At 34.3% G+C, this 13369-nt stretch carries 28 protein-coding genes and 1 pseudogene; all 29 read right to left on the reverse strand.

Going from position 1 to position 13369, the window contains the following annotated elements; translation table 11 throughout:
- Positions 1-10 precede the first annotated feature (10 nt).
- A complete protein-coding gene (locus JMUB898_RS12655) occupies positions 11-169 on the reverse strand; it encodes a hypothetical protein (RefSeq protein ID WP_002442368.1) in 159 nt (52 codons plus the stop codon).
- A 50-nt stretch (positions 170-219) separates the two neighbouring features.
- Positions 220-561, reverse strand: a complete 342-nt coding sequence (gpG, locus tag JMUB898_RS08620) for a phage tail assembly chaperone G (protein ID WP_044466296.1) — start codon at positions 559-561, stop codon at positions 220-222.
- Between the two features lie 41 nt (positions 562-602).
- Positions 603-830, reverse strand: a complete 228-nt coding sequence (locus JMUB898_RS08625; RefSeq protein WP_002442364.1) for a hypothetical protein — start codon at positions 828-830, stop codon at positions 603-605.
- A gap of 11 nt (positions 831-841) precedes the next feature.
- Positions 842-1498 carry a major tail protein gene (locus JMUB898_RS08630; protein ID WP_044466297.1) on the reverse strand — a complete coding sequence of 219 codons (657 nt, stop codon included), beginning with the start codon at positions 1496-1498 and terminating at the stop codon, positions 842-844.
- A gap of 41 nt (positions 1499-1539) precedes the next feature.
- Positions 1540-1935: a DUF3168 domain-containing protein gene (locus JMUB898_RS08635; RefSeq protein ID WP_002442358.1), complete on the reverse strand. Its 396-nt coding sequence runs from the start codon at positions 1933-1935 to the stop codon at positions 1540-1542.
- Position 1936: 1 nt separating this feature from the next.
- Positions 1937-2338, reverse strand: coding sequence for a hypothetical protein (locus JMUB898_RS08640; RefSeq protein WP_044466298.1), 402 nt, complete (start codon positions 2336-2338; stop codon positions 1937-1939).
- Complete coding sequence (locus JMUB898_RS08645) at positions 2335-2697, reverse strand: hypothetical protein (RefSeq protein ID WP_002442353.1); 363 nt, start codon at positions 2695-2697, stop codon at positions 2335-2337. The genes JMUB898_RS08640 and JMUB898_RS08645 overlap by 4 nt, the downstream gene beginning before the upstream one ends.
- Positions 2678-2977, reverse strand: coding sequence for a hypothetical protein (locus tag JMUB898_RS08650; protein ID WP_002442352.1), 300 nt, complete (start codon positions 2975-2977; stop codon positions 2678-2680). Before JMUB898_RS08650 ends, JMUB898_RS08645 begins: the two co-directional genes overlap by 20 nt.
- Positions 2978-3045: 68 nt before the next feature.
- Positions 3046-4182, reverse strand: coding sequence for a phage major capsid protein (locus tag JMUB898_RS08655; protein WP_002442350.1), 1137 nt, complete (start codon positions 4180-4182; stop codon positions 3046-3048).
- 28 nt (positions 4183-4210) lie between these two features.
- Positions 4211-4960, reverse strand: a complete 750-nt coding sequence (locus JMUB898_RS08660; RefSeq protein WP_002442348.1) for a head maturation protease, ClpP-related — start codon at positions 4958-4960, stop codon at positions 4211-4213.
- A complete protein-coding gene (locus JMUB898_RS08665; protein ID WP_002442346.1) occupies positions 4947-6107 on the reverse strand; it encodes a phage portal protein in 1161 nt (386 codons plus the stop codon). The genes JMUB898_RS08660 and JMUB898_RS08665 overlap by 14 nt, the downstream gene beginning before the upstream one ends.
- A gap of 15 nt (positions 6108-6122) precedes the next feature.
- Entirely contained in the window at positions 6123-7763 is a 1641-nt protein-coding gene (locus tag JMUB898_RS08670; protein WP_002442344.1) for a terminase large subunit domain-containing protein, read from the reverse strand.
- Entirely contained in the window at positions 7760-8062 is a 303-nt protein-coding gene (locus tag JMUB898_RS08675; protein WP_002442342.1) for a P27 family phage terminase small subunit, read from the reverse strand. The genes JMUB898_RS08670 and JMUB898_RS08675 overlap by 4 nt, the downstream gene beginning before the upstream one ends.
- Before the next feature lie 148 nt (positions 8063-8210).
- A complete protein-coding gene (locus JMUB898_RS08680; RefSeq protein WP_002442340.1) occupies positions 8211-8546 on the reverse strand; it encodes an HNH endonuclease in 336 nt (111 codons plus the stop codon).
- 134 nt (positions 8547-8680) lie between these two features.
- Positions 8681-9115 carry a transcriptional regulator gene (locus JMUB898_RS08685; protein ID WP_002442338.1) on the reverse strand — a complete coding sequence of 145 codons (435 nt, stop codon included), beginning with the start codon at positions 9113-9115 and terminating at the stop codon, positions 8681-8683.
- Positions 9116-9127: 12 nt separating this feature from the next.
- Positions 9128-9274 (reverse strand): hypothetical protein, encoded by a 147-nt coding sequence (locus JMUB898_RS12660; protein WP_002442336.1) that lies wholly within the window; start codon positions 9272-9274, stop codon positions 9128-9130.
- Between the two features lie 17 nt (positions 9275-9291).
- Positions 9292-9891: a hypothetical protein gene (locus tag JMUB898_RS08690; RefSeq protein ID WP_002442335.1), complete on the reverse strand. Its 600-nt coding sequence runs from the start codon at positions 9889-9891 to the stop codon at positions 9292-9294.
- A 156-nt stretch (positions 9892-10047) separates the two neighbouring features.
- Positions 10048-10218 (reverse strand): transcriptional activator RinB, encoded by a 171-nt coding sequence (gene rinB, locus JMUB898_RS08695; RefSeq protein WP_002442333.1) that lies wholly within the window; start codon positions 10216-10218, stop codon positions 10048-10050.
- 36 nt (positions 10219-10254) lie between these two features.
- Positions 10255-10680 carry a dUTP diphosphatase gene (dut, locus tag JMUB898_RS08700; protein WP_002442331.1) on the reverse strand — a complete coding sequence of 142 codons (426 nt, stop codon included), beginning with the start codon at positions 10678-10680 and terminating at the stop codon, positions 10255-10257.
- Positions 10680-10850 carry a hypothetical protein gene (locus JMUB898_RS12665; RefSeq protein WP_153227380.1) on the reverse strand — a complete coding sequence of 57 codons (171 nt, stop codon included), beginning with the start codon at positions 10848-10850 and terminating at the stop codon, positions 10680-10682. The genes dut and JMUB898_RS12665 overlap by 1 nt, the downstream gene beginning before the upstream one ends.
- A 43-nt stretch (positions 10851-10893) precedes the next feature.
- A complete protein-coding gene (locus JMUB898_RS08705) occupies positions 10894-10986 on the reverse strand; it encodes a DUF1024 family protein (RefSeq protein WP_126493813.1) in 93 nt (30 codons plus the stop codon).
- A 1-nt stretch (position 10987) separates the two neighbouring features.
- Positions 10988-11164: a hypothetical protein gene (locus tag JMUB898_RS12670; RefSeq protein ID WP_002442327.1), complete on the reverse strand. Its 177-nt coding sequence runs from the start codon at positions 11162-11164 to the stop codon at positions 10988-10990.
- Positions 11151-11429: a hypothetical protein gene (locus JMUB898_RS08710; protein ID WP_002442325.1), complete on the reverse strand. Its 279-nt coding sequence runs from the start codon at positions 11427-11429 to the stop codon at positions 11151-11153. The genes JMUB898_RS12670 and JMUB898_RS08710 overlap by 14 nt, the downstream gene beginning before the upstream one ends.
- A gap of 78 nt (positions 11430-11507) precedes the next feature.
- Positions 11508-11885 (reverse strand): YopX family protein, encoded by a 378-nt coding sequence (locus JMUB898_RS08715; RefSeq protein WP_002442323.1) that lies wholly within the window; start codon positions 11883-11885, stop codon positions 11508-11510.
- Positions 11882-12319, reverse strand: a complete 438-nt coding sequence (locus JMUB898_RS08720; RefSeq protein WP_002442321.1) for a DNA N-6-adenine-methyltransferase — start codon at positions 12317-12319, stop codon at positions 11882-11884. Before JMUB898_RS08720 ends, JMUB898_RS08715 begins: the two co-directional genes overlap by 4 nt.
- Entirely contained in the window at positions 12316-12723 is a 408-nt protein-coding gene (locus JMUB898_RS08725) for a hypothetical protein (RefSeq protein ID WP_002442319.1), read from the reverse strand. Before JMUB898_RS08725 ends, JMUB898_RS08720 begins: the two co-directional genes overlap by 4 nt.
- 13 nt (positions 12724-12736) lie before the next feature.
- Positions 12737-12895 (reverse strand): hypothetical protein, encoded by a 159-nt coding sequence (locus JMUB898_RS12675; RefSeq protein ID WP_002442318.1) that lies wholly within the window; start codon positions 12893-12895, stop codon positions 12737-12739.
- A 2-nt stretch (positions 12896-12897) separates the two neighbouring features.
- The gene (locus JMUB898_RS08730) at positions 12898-13086 is read right to left on the reverse strand and encodes a hypothetical protein (RefSeq protein WP_002442316.1); all 189 of its coding nucleotides are present in this window, start codon (positions 13084-13086) and stop codon (positions 12898-12900) included.
- A pseudogene (locus JMUB898_RS08735) lies at positions 13076-13294 on the reverse strand (DUF3310 domain-containing protein); the annotation flags it as partial. The gene JMUB898_RS08730 and the pseudogene JMUB898_RS08735, both read right to left, overlap by 11 nt.
- Positions 13295-13369: the final 75 nt, after the last annotated feature.

Raw genomic sequence — 13369 nt, forward strand, 5'->3', positions numbered from 1 at the left:
GCCCTCCCTTCTATCCACCGAATAAGTATTTAAGGTCTGTGCCTGTATATACTTTTTGTTCGGCTTCAGATTTTTCTTCCTCTTTGTTTCCTTCATCTTGTAAGACTTCTAGCAATTGGAAGTATGGTTGTTCTTTTACTTCGGTGAGCGTCCATCCGTATTGCTCCATACAGAAACGTTGGATCTTTTTAATGTTTGATAAAATTTCTTGTGATGTTATTATTCTTCTGTCTTTCCCACTTCTTCTGATGCATCTTCTGAATCTGATTCATCTTCGCCTTGCACTTCTCGAAACAAGTCGTTTACAACTTTTGAATAAGTTTTTGTGCTCATATTTTCTAAAATAGATTCTTCAGTTAAGCCTTGATCTGCGAAGAAATCAACAACTAATTGACGTTCCATACCTCTTACTTTTTTAGTATCTGGATTAGATTTTTCATTTTCTTTTTCAACTTTAGCCATAAAATCCCAAAATTTTTCCGCTTCGCCCATAGTTACAAAATCTTTTTTATAGCTTTCAGTTTTTCCAGTTTTAGCGTCTTTAATTTCAAATTTAATCATTAATATTTCTCCTTTTTATCAAATAAAAAAGACACAGTGTATTACTGTGCCTTCGATTTGCTTTTAGATGGTTTAGTTTTAAATTCTGGTACGTCTATTAATTCTGATTGTGCATTATTTTCAACATGTGCAACTTTAAAAGTGCCTTTAGGGTAAGTTGTATCTGGCTCTAAGTCATGAATCGATACTTTAGTCGTACCATCTTTATTTAACTCTGCCTCTCCGACAACATTACCTTCTTTATCAAATACTTGTAATTTAGTAGACATATAAATCACCCTTACTGTTCTGAAGTAACTGTAGCACTATTTGTGTTACCTGTTGCGCTAACATTTGAAGGTGCTGAAACTGATCCGTCAAAACCAACGAATACTTTTTTCATGAATTCATCTGCACCTTGTTTACCTTCATGGTATCCGTAAACAATACCTTTAGTGTCTCCATCTACTTCGATGTTACGGTTCATCCAGTCACCAGTTAATTTAGTAGTTTCTGGTTGTTCCTCTTTTTCACCTTTAGTTTTGAATTCCATAGAATCTAAACTGAAAGTACCTTTCATTAATGCACAGTATACTGGCTCACCTGTCATACCGTCTGCTGATTCACCAATCACAGTAACATATGGTGCTCTAGTTTCTTCACCAACCCATGCTGTACCGTTTTTGTCTTTTGAACGTCCTAATACTGCGTTTAATTCTTCACTAGGAATATTGAATAGCTCAATATCAGATTTAACTTCGTTCGTACCTTGTTTTTTCATCCAAACACGTTTGTTTGAAGCAAACATATCAACCATATCAGGTGCTAAACCTGTTACGTTCATGTTTACTGTACCGCCGTTTTCATCTTCCCAAATATGTTTGCTAATTACTTTATCCGCTTTGTCATTGAATACACCGACATGTAATCTTTTAAAACCTGCTACATATGAACCCATAATGTAAATTCCTCCTAATTTTTGATATAAAAAAAGCACATCTAAAAGATGCGCTCACCTTTATAAAATTGATTTTTTGGTATGCCCCTATATCGTCGGGACATGACATATCGTTTTGTCTCTTTAAAATAATCGTCCAATTGGCTTGAGGTTTGGTACATATTCATTTGAAATAATAAATACCTAATCCTCTTAGTTACATCAATCGTAGTTTGATGTTTATACGTTTCTACATCAACTTGTACAAAATAGCTTTCGCTTAAATACTTATCAGAAACAAAGCTTGATGGATCATCATTGATAGGTGTCAAAACTACGAACGGTTTAGAAGTATCTGACGTTTCAGGGACTTCATAGTAATACACTCTAGAGCCTATAATCTCCTTGAGTTGAGCATCAGACACAATTAATTCTCTTAATATATTCAGTATATTCACTTTATCTGGTCAACTCCCTTTTAATTATCTCTCTATACCTGTATTGGCTCGCTTGTAATGCCTTCGCTATAACAGCGAAACCTCTAGGCGTGTATTTCTTACCATTTCTCGTATAGCCATGTTCATTTAAATGTATTATGTTTTTTCGGTTCATTGGACCGACCCACTCGATTAAAATAGCCCTATCATAGATAGAACCTTTAGAATATGGCTTTGTTTTTGTCATCTCATCAATTGAAGCTCCGGTATCTTTGAAACTTTCAAACTCTTTTTTTAAAGTATTTAAAAAATAATCGGAAGCCTCGTTTAAAGCTTTATCGCTTTTCTCACGCATTGCTTCTCTTCCGTATCGGCGCTCAATTTGTTTTAAAACTTCGGACACACCTTTTATTTCTACGCTCATGTTGTGCCTAGAACCATAGTAATGAAGCCTATTTCCGGAGTATCAAGTCGAATATCTTTAATGTTATAAATATCTTGCTCTAAACGGTAATCTTCTACTTTAACTTTATGTGTAGCTCTAGGTATATAAGTTTGTAACGGATCACGTATAACTATAGTTAACCCTACCTCATTATTTGCTACGTCTAGAACTTCACTATCACGCATAGAAGGTGCGTACGTTTCTGCAAAACATTTAAACAACTCATCCTTTTCAACTTCATCAGGATATGGGCCATCATTAACATATGTGAAGAATTGTACTGGCGTACGAAAATCTCCCGACTGTAGTTTTTTACGCTTATAAATCGTCGTCGCCATCGTTATAGTCCTCCTTCATCACTATGTTTTGTATTCCGAAGTTATTTAATTCAGTAGAAAAGTTTTTGAGGAAGTATTGAAGCTGTTCATTATAAACGTATCTTGTACGTTCAAACACAAGCTCTTTACCTTCCTCATTTGTGTTAATATCAAACTCACCGTAGTCTCTCTTTAAGACTGAATACGACATATCTAAGTCGTTTTTTAATCTCTCATCTTCAGCTGAATGAAAGATATGCATACGAGATTTAAATTGTTCTAAGATTTCGTCGCTTATCATTTCATCACCCCTATTCCGTAGTGACAACTGCTGATCTTGTGTTAGCAGTTACGTCAACGTTTTGGGGATTACTTGGGTGTAGCTGAAGATTTTGGCGCGTTAGCTAAATCTAATTTATGAACTGCAGCTGCTTTATTATCTTTTGCTTTACCATAAGCAAATTGTTTAGCAGTGTATAAGTCTAAATCTTCTAAAGCTAAAGTTTGGTCAAATTTCTTAACGTTAATTCCACCACCTAAGTAAGCATCGTAACGACCTTTAACAAATGTTAATACTTGGCCTGCTTCTTGAGCTACAGACTCAATTACATTTAAATTGAAAGGTAATGCAGTTACATAAACACCTTGAGCGTTTAAATGTGTGTATTGAGCTTGAATATCAAATGCGTCACTAGGGTTAACAACTAAGTTAACGTTGCCTTTAACTGCAACTGATTTTCCTTTTTCATCTGTAGAATGGTATTTAAATACTTGAGTTAACTCAGCTACAGTAGTGTCTGGATCTTTGAATGTTAAAGTAGAGAACGCTTCTTTAACTGGATAAACACCACCAGTTACAGATACACCATCTTGTACTTGACGATTTAATCCAATAGGTTGTTCTTTACCTGTACCTGCTAAGAATGCAGCTTCTAAAGCAACAGCGAACGCTTCTTCGATTTGTAAACGTACAAAACGTTCAATCCATGCAGGCCCGAAGTCTTCTAAGTCTTTAGGTAATACAACAAATGCTGTCAATTTGTTTTGGATAGCTGTTTCATCGCTGAATGCAGCATCTAATTGACCTTTAATTTCACCAAAGATTTGACCCCATACTGCAGTACCTGATGTTTCAGATTTTAAGAATTTTAATCTTAGTCCTGCATTTTTAAGACCAATTTCTGATAAAAGTGGATGTTCAGTTGTTAAATTCTCAAAAATACGGTCAATAGTTTCTTCAGGGATTAAAGTTTCCTCTTTATACCCTACATTTTTGTTAATTTCATTATAGAACTTACGGTCTGCAGCATTTAGTTGTTTATCATTAGTAGTTAATGATGCCACTTTTTCCGCTTCTTGAGCCGCTTGTTTTTTAGATTCTTCGAATAATTCGTTAAGCATACCTTCATATAATTTTGCTTGTGTTTCTTCTGACTCGCCATTTTTAATTGAGTTAATTAATTCTTGACGAGCTGACTTAAAGTCTTCCGATAAATTAATAGTCATTGATTATGACCCTCCTTATTTTTTGTAATTAAAAAACGAATCTACCAAAGCCATTTTTAGCCGATGGAGTTTTCTCCTCGTGCTTTTCAAGCTTTTTAGATTCGTCAATTTCTTTATTCATTAAATTGTATAGTTTCTCTGCGATTTCATCCGCATCGAAATTAACTTGTGGTGCTGTCGCCTTAAGTGATGAAATGCGATTTTTTGCATCTTCAGAAATCATCTGACCTGAGTTAGCAACAAGTTGTGGTGTGTTTTCTTCGAACATTTTCGCATCTGCGAAACCTTTTTCGACTGCGTCTTGTGCATTTAACCAAGTTTCTTCATTCATTAGATTTAAGATAGTTTCTTCTGATAAGCCTGTTTTAGCAATATATGCGTTTGCAATACCTCTGTTAGTACCGCTTAGCATTTCAGAAGCTTTGCTCATGCCGTTACTATCTCCAATTGCTACAGTCCATGCGTTATGAATCATCATTTGAGCAGTTGGGCTCATTTCTACATGGTCGCCAGCCATAGCAATCACAGATGCAGCACTTGCAGCAACACCTACTACTTTAACGTTCACTTTTCCAGGGTACGCTTTTAATGTTGTATAGATTTCACTACCTGAGTAAACGTCTCCGCCACCACTATTGATGATAACTTCTAAATCTTCATTGTCAGAAGGTAGCGCATCAATAACGTCATTCGGTGAAGTTGCGTCCATTCCTAAGAAATCATACACCCATTTATCATTATTTGGGATAATTGCGCCTTTTACGTTAATCTTCGTCATTTGTCTCACCACCTTTCAAAGCGTTCTCACTATTAGAAGTGGTATAGTTTTTCGTAACAAAGTATTTATCCATGTTAGGGTCATCTGATGGATCTTCACCTAACAAAATAAGCACTTGGTTTGGTGTAAATGTGCTAGATGACACTAACTTGTCTATGGCTTCAGCCATTTCTAGAGGATCTTTCTTGTCTATACTGATTGCTTTAATTCTTTTACCTTTTAAGAGTTTGTTTTTAGGTATCAATTTCGCATTCAATTCGTCCTCAATCTTCTTAAGTAAAGGTTTAATACAAAACTTAATGTATGACTCCATAGCATTTTCCAAATCAGCCATGTCACCATGTATTAATGACGGTGGAATACCAAGAATTTTAGCAACTTCATCAATCATTGCCTTTTTAAGATTTGTAATGTCACTGAATGGCGCCGAATTACCTTTGTTCGCATTACTTGACTCTGTGTAATCAAACATATTAGTTAAAGGTGCCACTGCGACTGAATTTTCCTCAAATACTTTAAGAAGTTTATTAACGTACTCTTGCACTTTTTCTTGTTCGTCTTTTTTACCTATCTTAGATGTGTCCATTTTAAGCACACCACGAATTTGATAGTTACGCATTTGTGCTTTTATCATACGCCCAAAGATTTCACCATAGTCACCGAACATATCTTCTATAAAGGTGTTTAATTGATTGTTGTTGTATGTAAGATATATAACATCATCCATCAAAAATGAACGTTCAAATTCATACTCACCAATCGTGACGCCTTTAAAAATGTCAGGGTACAAAGCATACTCAACACGTTCAAAACTATCAGCAATCAATAAATCTTTAGTGTCATTTACGACAATTAAAACTTCATTATTATAAATTAATTTGTATATTACCCTTTGCCAAAAATCTGCTGCTGACATATCGGTATTAGGCCTAACGTTTAACTTATAAAATGTATCGTCTTTTATAGCTTTATGATCTTGAGTCACTTTGAAATTAGTTTGCGATAATGTTCTTGCAATAAACTCAATACACGTTTGTAACGTTGTACGTTTCAAATATGCGTTTTTTGTATCATCTTCGAACATATCTAGGTCATACATCCAAGTTAGCTCTTTATTACGTCTAAGAATGTTGTCTAGTAAGCCCATGTTTTACCTCCTCCCTTAAAAATTAATTGCGTTTAAGAAATCTAAGCTATCATTCATATCAACTTCTAACAGCTCATCTGCTCTATATAACGCATGCACCAACGCTTGAAAACCATCTGTCTTACGTCTCACTTCATCTTTTTTAATATATTCTTTATTGCCATCTGGCTTTATCTTCACTGCAACGTTATTTGTGTACCAACGCATAAGTGGGTTGTCATCGAATACAATATGATGATTAGCGAACATGGTTTCAATTCGAGGTGCAAGTAATGATTGGATTGCTCTAGGATTTTTAATTACTTCAATTTCAATGCCATAATCTTCAAATAAAGGTCTCAGTAAATCCATTCTAAAGTTATCGGCTATAACTTTTTCTAGTCCATACGTTTCACGCATACGGTCGAACCATAGCACTATATGGAGAGGGTCTATTGATGGCTCATCAACAATTGTTAACAAACCTTGTTCTTCCCAATCGTGGATAGGTGCTTTCAACTTCACTGAATCTAAAAAGCCTTTACGTACAAAGGAATGAGATTTCCAAATGTAATCATCACCATCACGGAATAATAGTCCTACTGCTGCAAAGTCTTTAATACTTGCATAGTCTAAACCGCCTATACATTGTTTTCTTTCGAGAATTGGAAACGGTCGGTTTGTAGCTATAATTTCCTCCCATGGTGCGACAACTTTCTCTAAATCAACCTCAGGTAGATTCATCCGCTTTGTCATAAACTCTTGACGCTTCGTCGGACTGAATGACATTTCATTGTATTGGTTTTTAACCTTTCTAAATAAACCTTGTGCGTAATCACTCATAGGCTTACTAAACATTGGATTGGCTTTCTCCCACATTTCTGGATTATCAACCTCTAATGGATCATCTAATTTACAGATGAAAGGGAATAATCGGTCGTCTGGTGTTTCACCATTTAAAATAGACATTGAACGCTCTTTGAGTTTGTCTAAGAAGCCCTCACGCACATATCCATCTGTACCGATGAAAAATTCTCTAGGCCATTTAACTTTACCTAGCCCTGAACTAAATACATCAACGGTTTCACTATCCTCATATCTGTGTACCTCATCATAAATCACACAGCCTTCTCGTCCACCGTCTTTTGTTCCGGCGTTAGATGTTCTAAATCTAAAGCGTGATTTTGTTTCTGTATCAGTTATCACTAGCTTAGTTAAATAGAACATATCTTCTAATTCATTACGCTCAATCATATTGTAGGCTTCTTCAAATGACGTTTTGGCTTGATCTTCCGAATTGGCTACAACTGAAATATCGTAATTCGGCACACCGTGAAGATAACTTATGAAGTAGTTAGATAAAGCTGTAATTAATCCGTTTTTTCCTCCACCACGTCCAAGCGTAATAAAAAACTGCTCGTAGAATAAGAAGTTACCTTCTTTCTCGAACAGAAATACAAAAGGGACTATGAATTTTTGGAATGATTGCAATGGGAAGTACCATTTTTCAGTAAATTTGATGAAGTTTTCAATTTGTTCCTCATCAAAATATAGGTCGTCACGACTTAAAATGTGTTTTTCTAAATAAGCTATGAGCAAGATACGTTCTTTATTAAGAAGCACTTTGCCTGTTTTCCAAAGATTAATATAGTCATCAACGTGCTTATTACGTATCATACTAAACCACGTCTTGGTGATGGCTCATCTTCATTTTGCTTATTCAGTCCTAACGATTTTTCAATCGAAATTAGCGATGTATTGACTTTATTTTTCTCAGCAATAGCCGGATTAGGTTTTAGGAATGTTTGTGAAGCATTAACCGTCTCAACCATTAAGCCTTTTGCTTTAATATCTTTGTCTAAATCGTAGAAAATTGTAAGTAAATTTAAGTAGCGCTCAACTTTTTCGACTTGAACTGGATTGTCTTTTTCTATCTTTTCAAGCAGATAATTCTTGATTTTGGCTTTATTTTTCACTTTTTAACCCCCTTTTGTATAAATTTTTTATTTAAATCTGCGGAGTAGATTCCCTACCACCGGTTCCCCGCGCGGTTTTCTTCCCAAAACTTTTAGACCGGGGGGTATTACAGAATTAAACATTTATTTTATATAAGTTAAAAGTTTTTTACCATTTTTCATCATTCCATTTTGGAATTTTATTTTTATATTTTGTTTTAAAATTTCTGTCATGAATTTCATTGTGGCACTCAACACAAAGCGTTTCTAGGTTGTCACTATCCAATGCATATTCTGGATGGTCTGCTAGTTCTTTAATATGATGTACTACTAACTTTATCTTCTTACGGTTATTCTTCTTTATCTCTAGTTCATCTATAGTGACCTTACCTAGTCGTTTACATCGTTGGCATTCGAAGTGATCACGTTGCATGACCTCACTGCGTTTGTCTCGCCATGCCATTGAGTTGTAGAACGTACGACGTTGCTCTTTAGTCAGTGCCATTGACTTGCTCCTTTGTTATGCATAACAAAAGACACACCACGTTAGTGATGTGCCTCATGACTAAGAATATAATTTGTTGATACTATCATATTACTACAGATTTGTAAGCCTTTTGCACAATCTTTGCACAATGTTTATTTAATACCTGCATGCATAGCTACTGCTTTAACATAGTTCTTTCTTATTGTTGTTACTGTATTACGATGCATATGACATGCTTCACCTATCTGATCCATCTTAAGCTTATGGTCTTTGTTCCAATACTTCAATCGTATAACCTTCTTATGTTCTTCAGGTAGTTGCTCATACACATACTCCACTGCTTCAACCATTTCTTCTAAGTTACGTAACATCTTATTAGTTAGTAATCGTGTAGCCATTAGTTCTGTAGTTCTTACTGGCTCACCTTTCTGTAATGGTCCGTACACAATGTTTGTGTCTACCTCTTTAGTTGGATTAAGTATCTCTAGTCTTAATCTGTTAATCTCTTTCTTATTCTCGTGTAGATTATATATCTCTGATTCAATATACTTGAATGTTCCTGGTTTAATATCATATGCAGTACTCATCTACTACCTCCACTACTTACTTTTACTATTATGATTATTATAATATCTCAAAGCGTTAATATAATAATCACGTTCCTTTATCATCTTACGTTGTTCGTGTTGTACACCCATAGAAATGAGTAAGACTATAGCTAATAGTATTGAAGTAATCATCCACATATATGACTAACCTCCATTTATATTTTAAATTTTTTCTTGAATTCTTTATTAAAGTCGTCTAAGTAACGTTCGTATACTACTAATTTATCTTTGTAGCTTTGATTTATAATTTTATCTTCAACATCTGTTGAACCTTTTTCTAAGTGAGACTGTATTTCTTGATCTAACATATTCAAATCATCGCTCATAACCGAATCGATGCTTATCGTTTTCTTAATAAACTGTTCATCAAAACAAAATTGATTTACACTAAACAAGTTATTAAATTCCTTTTTTAAACCTCTCATTTTTTCCAAGTGATAAGAAAGGTTTATCAGATAACGAAAATCTATATATTCTTTGTAACCATTAATAATTTCTTTTTCTAATTCATACTTCTTTAGAACTTGAACATCTTCATATTTTAATGTTTCGGGTTGAAGTATAGGTGTTGCATATGATCCAATAAACATTTTCGCTGCCTTATACACATCTGAATATATCGGATATATATTAATGAGATTAGCTTGTTTACGATTTAAATTAGCATCTACAATAAATCTTATTATTTCTTTTACTGTGTACAAAGCGAAACCTCCAGCTAATGTGTATATCCCGCCTAACAATTCATGATTCATTTCACTCACCTCTAATTATATTTTCGACAAAGGAATCTATTAATTTATAAGTTCCAAATATAGCCAATGTATTGATTATAATTAAACTAGTACTAGAAATGAATAAAGTTATTATTAATGCTATCAATATTACGGTTAAATCGTAGACAAAGTTCACTATTCACTCACCTCTGCATTCAAATGAATATGATCATAATTTTTAAAATCTAGTGGCGCCTTATCCACTTCATCATTCGCGCTTAACTTGTAATACAACTCTCTACCCAACCACTTACCTAACTCATACACCGAGATAGTAAACCAAATCTTTAATATACGTTTAATCATTTCCCTAACACTTCCTTTATACGTTCCACTATATCTTTATTCTCCTGTGCTTCCGTATGCTCCTCTGTCGCTTTCATTTTCAAACTCCTTAACTTCTTTGGGTGTAGGATATACAACTGGTACTACAACTAACTGAGCTAGTCTTTCACCTTTTTCTACTGTGATGTCTTCATCACCTATATTGTCTGTGATGATACCTATTTCTTTATGATATGTTTTGTCTATTGTTCCTAGTGCTACACGTAATTTAGTTTTAAGTGATTTACCTGATCTAGGCCTTACTTGTGCCTCATATCCGTATGGTAAGTTGATTGCTATATCTGTTTTAACTATTGTTGTTGTATGCGCTGGAATAGTGATTGTTTCTGATACATATAGGTCTAAACCAGAGTCACATTCATTAGCACGCGTTGGCATTGTTGCGTTTTCTGATAATAATTTGATTTCTAGTTGATTAGTCATTATTCTTCCTCCAATTGAATTAGTATTTTAAAAAGTAATGCGTTGTTTAACAAATTAATTACAAAGCCGAATATTGCACTATAGATAATTATCTCCGCTGAATTTCTTATAATAAAATTACCTTTAGGTTTAGCTATATATTCTTTTGGTTTTACTACTTTTCGTTCCATCACTATCACACTCCTCATCGTATTTACTTGCTTTCTCATACACTCACTCTATCTCACTTAACAACGTCTCTGTATCTTCGCCTGTGAATGCACCTGTACTGATGATTGCCTGTTCAATTTGTTCGCGTTTACTCATTTTATTCGTCCTCCCAGTATTTGATTAAGATGTGTGAACAGTGTTGTTCATAACCTTCAACCCAAATAGATTGATACCCACAGACTTGATATTCTTTAATGTTATTTTCTTTTACAAACCTATTTACAAGATCGTCTGTTTTTGTTGCTTCCTGCTCAAACTCTTTAACTTTCCACATCACTATCACTCTCCAAATCGTTCATTTTATCTTCAATAACGTCTATTAAGTCACTATCCGAAAAATTATCTACATCATTGTAAATTTCTACAATCTCATCAAACGCCCTAGCCTTGCGTTTTAACTCTTTGACATATTCTGGGCTTGTAATACTGTGATTTTCAACATTGATTTGTTCTAAAAATTCATTTGTAACTGCGACATAACCTTCTCTTAAAACATTTCCGTTACCATCACTAAAAGTCATTTTTACTAATTCATCCACTTTTCATATATTCTCCTTACACAGTATGAAATACATGCACCAACTAAAAGCAAACATAATGTATGAAGTATATCCATTTTAATCACGCTCCAATAAGTGAGGGTGTCTGTAAGTGTTGCCAATAATTTGTATATCTTTATCAATTTCCCACAACTGTTCTGACACACCTCTGAAATTCACTTTAAATTGACCTTCATCGAACTCGACTACACCTAGTTCTTCACTATCAATATTTTTTACAATATCTTTGTCAAATATTTCTACACCATCAAAATCAGTTAATCCAGATGAATAAACCAGATGTTTTTTTGATGTTTCTAATACGATCATACCGTCAGAAACTTTAACATCACTATCTAATAACGGGCTAATTTTTAATAAAAAACCCCACTTATCACTATCGATCTGTAACCATTTATCTCCGTTTTTTACATACGCTCTTAATTTAGGCATCATTTTAATCCATCCCCTTTAGGTTTAAATACTACGATCGCACTTGGAAACGGCGCACTGTTTACCGCCCCTCCGAATTTTATACGACCTTTTAAAAATTTTATGTTATATGCATTGTTAAAGATGTAATCGTGCCAATACGTCGTGTCTGTTCTTGCTGGTATCAAACAAACAACTGTTGCACCTTTAACACTTTCCTCATATGCTTTCTTAATCCAATGTTTTATGTTGCGTCCATATGGTGGATTCATGAAAACTATATCTTTAGACCAATCTTTCGTTAAACCGTCGTCTTCAATAGTGAAATATTTATCACATTTAGCATTTTCATGACTTGCACACGGATCTAAGGTGAATTGATATTTTTCATTCAACTCGTCGAATAAGTATTGAGGTGTATACCACTCGTTCGACTTCGAACTAAAGTGAACGCTCATTCCACCATCTCCCCGTTACGCCATAGTAAAATCATTGTGCCGTCTACTTTCAAAATATGAAAAGATAGTATTTTAGTTAAAACGGGTGTTTCTTTTTGTATAATTTCGTTTATACTTGCATACCTATGCTGATAAATATGTTTACGTGGTTTTATTGTTTCCTCCTCAACAACTTGCACTAAATAAGGTAATATTGTATTTTCTGTAACTTCTATCTCATCCTCAACTGTGAAAGTATCATCTTCAGAAATCCAACCATGTGAACAAAATTTTCCTTCAGTATCAAATACTACTTCACCATTTTTATGTCGACATTTAAACACTCTTCTTTTTAAGCTGGTTTCTTTTGCATATTTTATTAATTCTTCTAGATTCATTTGCTTTTCTACTTTAATCTTTGGCATTATTTCTCCTCCTCTACGCTTGCGTATCTTCACTACTTAAAAAATTATATTCACTATCAATGCTGTATTGCTTGATTTCTTCAAATTCCTCTTTAGTGATGTTTATGGTGTTGTCATTGCTATCGTAAATAGTGTATGTGCCATCTGTTTGTATTTCTTTTATCTTGACCATATTTAATCCTCCAATTCCGCAATAGGTACTTTAATAGCGACAATCGTGCGTCTGTTCGATTTGTCTGCTTCATAAGCTCTTTTATGCGTTTCTGTGATACCCATCTTCTCTATAATTTCGTTTGCAGTTCCTGCGCTTAATATCTCATCACCTTTATAAACAACGTACTCATATTTTGCTTTAACGCCCATCGTCCTCACTCCATTTTTCAATTGCTCTGTCGATATACCAGCGTGCTTTTTTAAGATCTTCCACACCATTTTTATAAGGTGAACGACTAATATACTTGGTTGCATTACCTATCACAAAAGCTAATTCGGACGGATATTCTTTTGTTATCATCTCTATTACATCTATGATTTCTATATCTCCATACGTATAATGTGGTGGTTGATTTATCATGTCTGTCATTTCTTAATCCTCCCGAATAAATGTGTAGTTCTCATAAGCTCTTAGAACCGTTTCTACGCCCAC

Origin of the sequence: Staphylococcus caprae, assembly GCF_003966625.1 — a bacterium.
Lineage (GTDB): Bacteria > Bacillota > Bacilli > Staphylococcales > Staphylococcaceae > Staphylococcus > Staphylococcus caprae.

Coding starts and splice junctions, on each gene's coding strand:
- JMUB898_RS12660 (WP_002442336.1), bottom strand. CDS start 9,274: ATGTGGATGATTACTTCAATACTATTAGCTATAGTCTTACTCATTTCT.
- JMUB898_RS08685 (WP_002442338.1), bottom strand. CDS start 9,115: ATGAGTACTGCATATGATATTAAACCAGGAACATTCAAGTATATTGAA.
- JMUB898_RS08655 (WP_002442350.1), bottom strand. CDS start 4,182: ATGACTATTAATTTATCGGAAGACTTTAAGTCAGCTCGTCAAGAATTA.
- JMUB898_RS08725 (WP_002442319.1), bottom strand. CDS start 12,723: ATGCCAAAGATTAAAGTAGAAAAGCAAATGAATCTAGAAGAATTAATA.
- JMUB898_RS08680 (WP_002442340.1), bottom strand. CDS start 8,546: ATGGCACTGACTAAAGAGCAACGTCGTACGTTCTACAACTCAATGGCA.
- JMUB898_RS12655 (WP_002442368.1), bottom strand. CDS start 169: ATGGAGCAATACGGATGGACGCTCACCGAAGTAAAAGAACAACCATAC.
- JMUB898_RS12665 (WP_153227380.1), bottom strand. CDS start 10,850: ATGGAACGAAAAGTAGTAAAACCAAAAGAATATATAGCTAAACCTAAA.
- JMUB898_RS08660 (WP_002442348.1), bottom strand. CDS start 4,960: ATGACGAAGATTAACGTAAAAGGCGCAATTATCCCAAATAATGATAAA.
- rinB (WP_002442333.1), bottom strand. CDS start 10,218: ATGATTAAACGTATATTAAAGATTTGGTTTACTATCTCGGTGTATGAG.
- JMUB898_RS08705 (WP_126493813.1), bottom strand. CDS start 10,986: ATGAGTAAACGCGAACAAATTGAACAGGCAATCATCAGTACAGGTGCA.
- JMUB898_RS08665 (WP_002442346.1), bottom strand. CDS start 6,107: ATGGGCTTACTAGACAACATTCTTAGACGTAATAAAGAGCTAACTTGG.
- JMUB898_RS08670 (WP_002442344.1), bottom strand. CDS start 7,763: ATGATACGTAATAAGCACGTTGATGACTATATTAATCTTTGGAAAACA.
- JMUB898_RS12670 (WP_002442327.1), bottom strand. CDS start 11,164: ATGTGGAAAGTTAAAGAGTTTGAGCAGGAAGCAACAAAAACAGACGAT.
- JMUB898_RS08650 (WP_002442352.1), bottom strand. CDS start 2,977: ATGATAAGCGACGAAATCTTAGAACAATTTAAATCTCGTATGCATATC.
- JMUB898_RS08625 (WP_002442364.1), bottom strand. CDS start 830: ATGTCTACTAAATTACAAGTATTTGATAAAGAAGGTAATGTTGTCGGA.
- JMUB898_RS08640 (WP_044466298.1), bottom strand. CDS start 2,338: ATGAGCGTAGAAATAAAAGGTGTGTCCGAAGTTTTAAAACAAATTGAG.
- JMUB898_RS08630 (WP_044466297.1), bottom strand. CDS start 1,498: ATGGGTTCATATGTAGCAGGTTTTAAAAGATTACATGTCGGTGTATTC.
- JMUB898_RS08690 (WP_002442335.1), bottom strand. CDS start 9,891: ATGAATCATGAATTGTTAGGCGGGATATACACATTAGCTGGAGGTTTC.
- JMUB898_RS08645 (WP_002442353.1), bottom strand. CDS start 2,697: ATGGCGACGACGATTTATAAGCGTAAAAAACTACAGTCGGGAGATTTT.
- JMUB898_RS08730 (WP_002442316.1), bottom strand. CDS start 13,086: ATGGGCGTTAAAGCAAAATATGAGTACGTTGTTTATAAAGGTGATGAG.
- JMUB898_RS08720 (WP_002442321.1), bottom strand. CDS start 12,319: ATGAGCGTTCACTTTAGTTCGAAGTCGAACGAGTGGTATACACCTCAA.
- JMUB898_RS12675 (WP_002442318.1), bottom strand. CDS start 12,895: ATGGTCAAGATAAAAGAAATACAAACAGATGGCACATACACTATTTAC.
- gpG (WP_044466296.1), bottom strand. CDS start 561: ATGATTAAATTTGAAATTAAAGACGCTAAAACTGGAAAAACTGAAAGC.
- dut (WP_002442331.1), bottom strand. CDS start 10,680: ATGACTAATCAACTAGAAATCAAATTATTATCAGAAAACGCAACAATG.
- JMUB898_RS08715 (WP_002442323.1), bottom strand. CDS start 11,885: ATGATGCCTAAATTAAGAGCGTATGTAAAAAACGGAGATAAATGGTTA.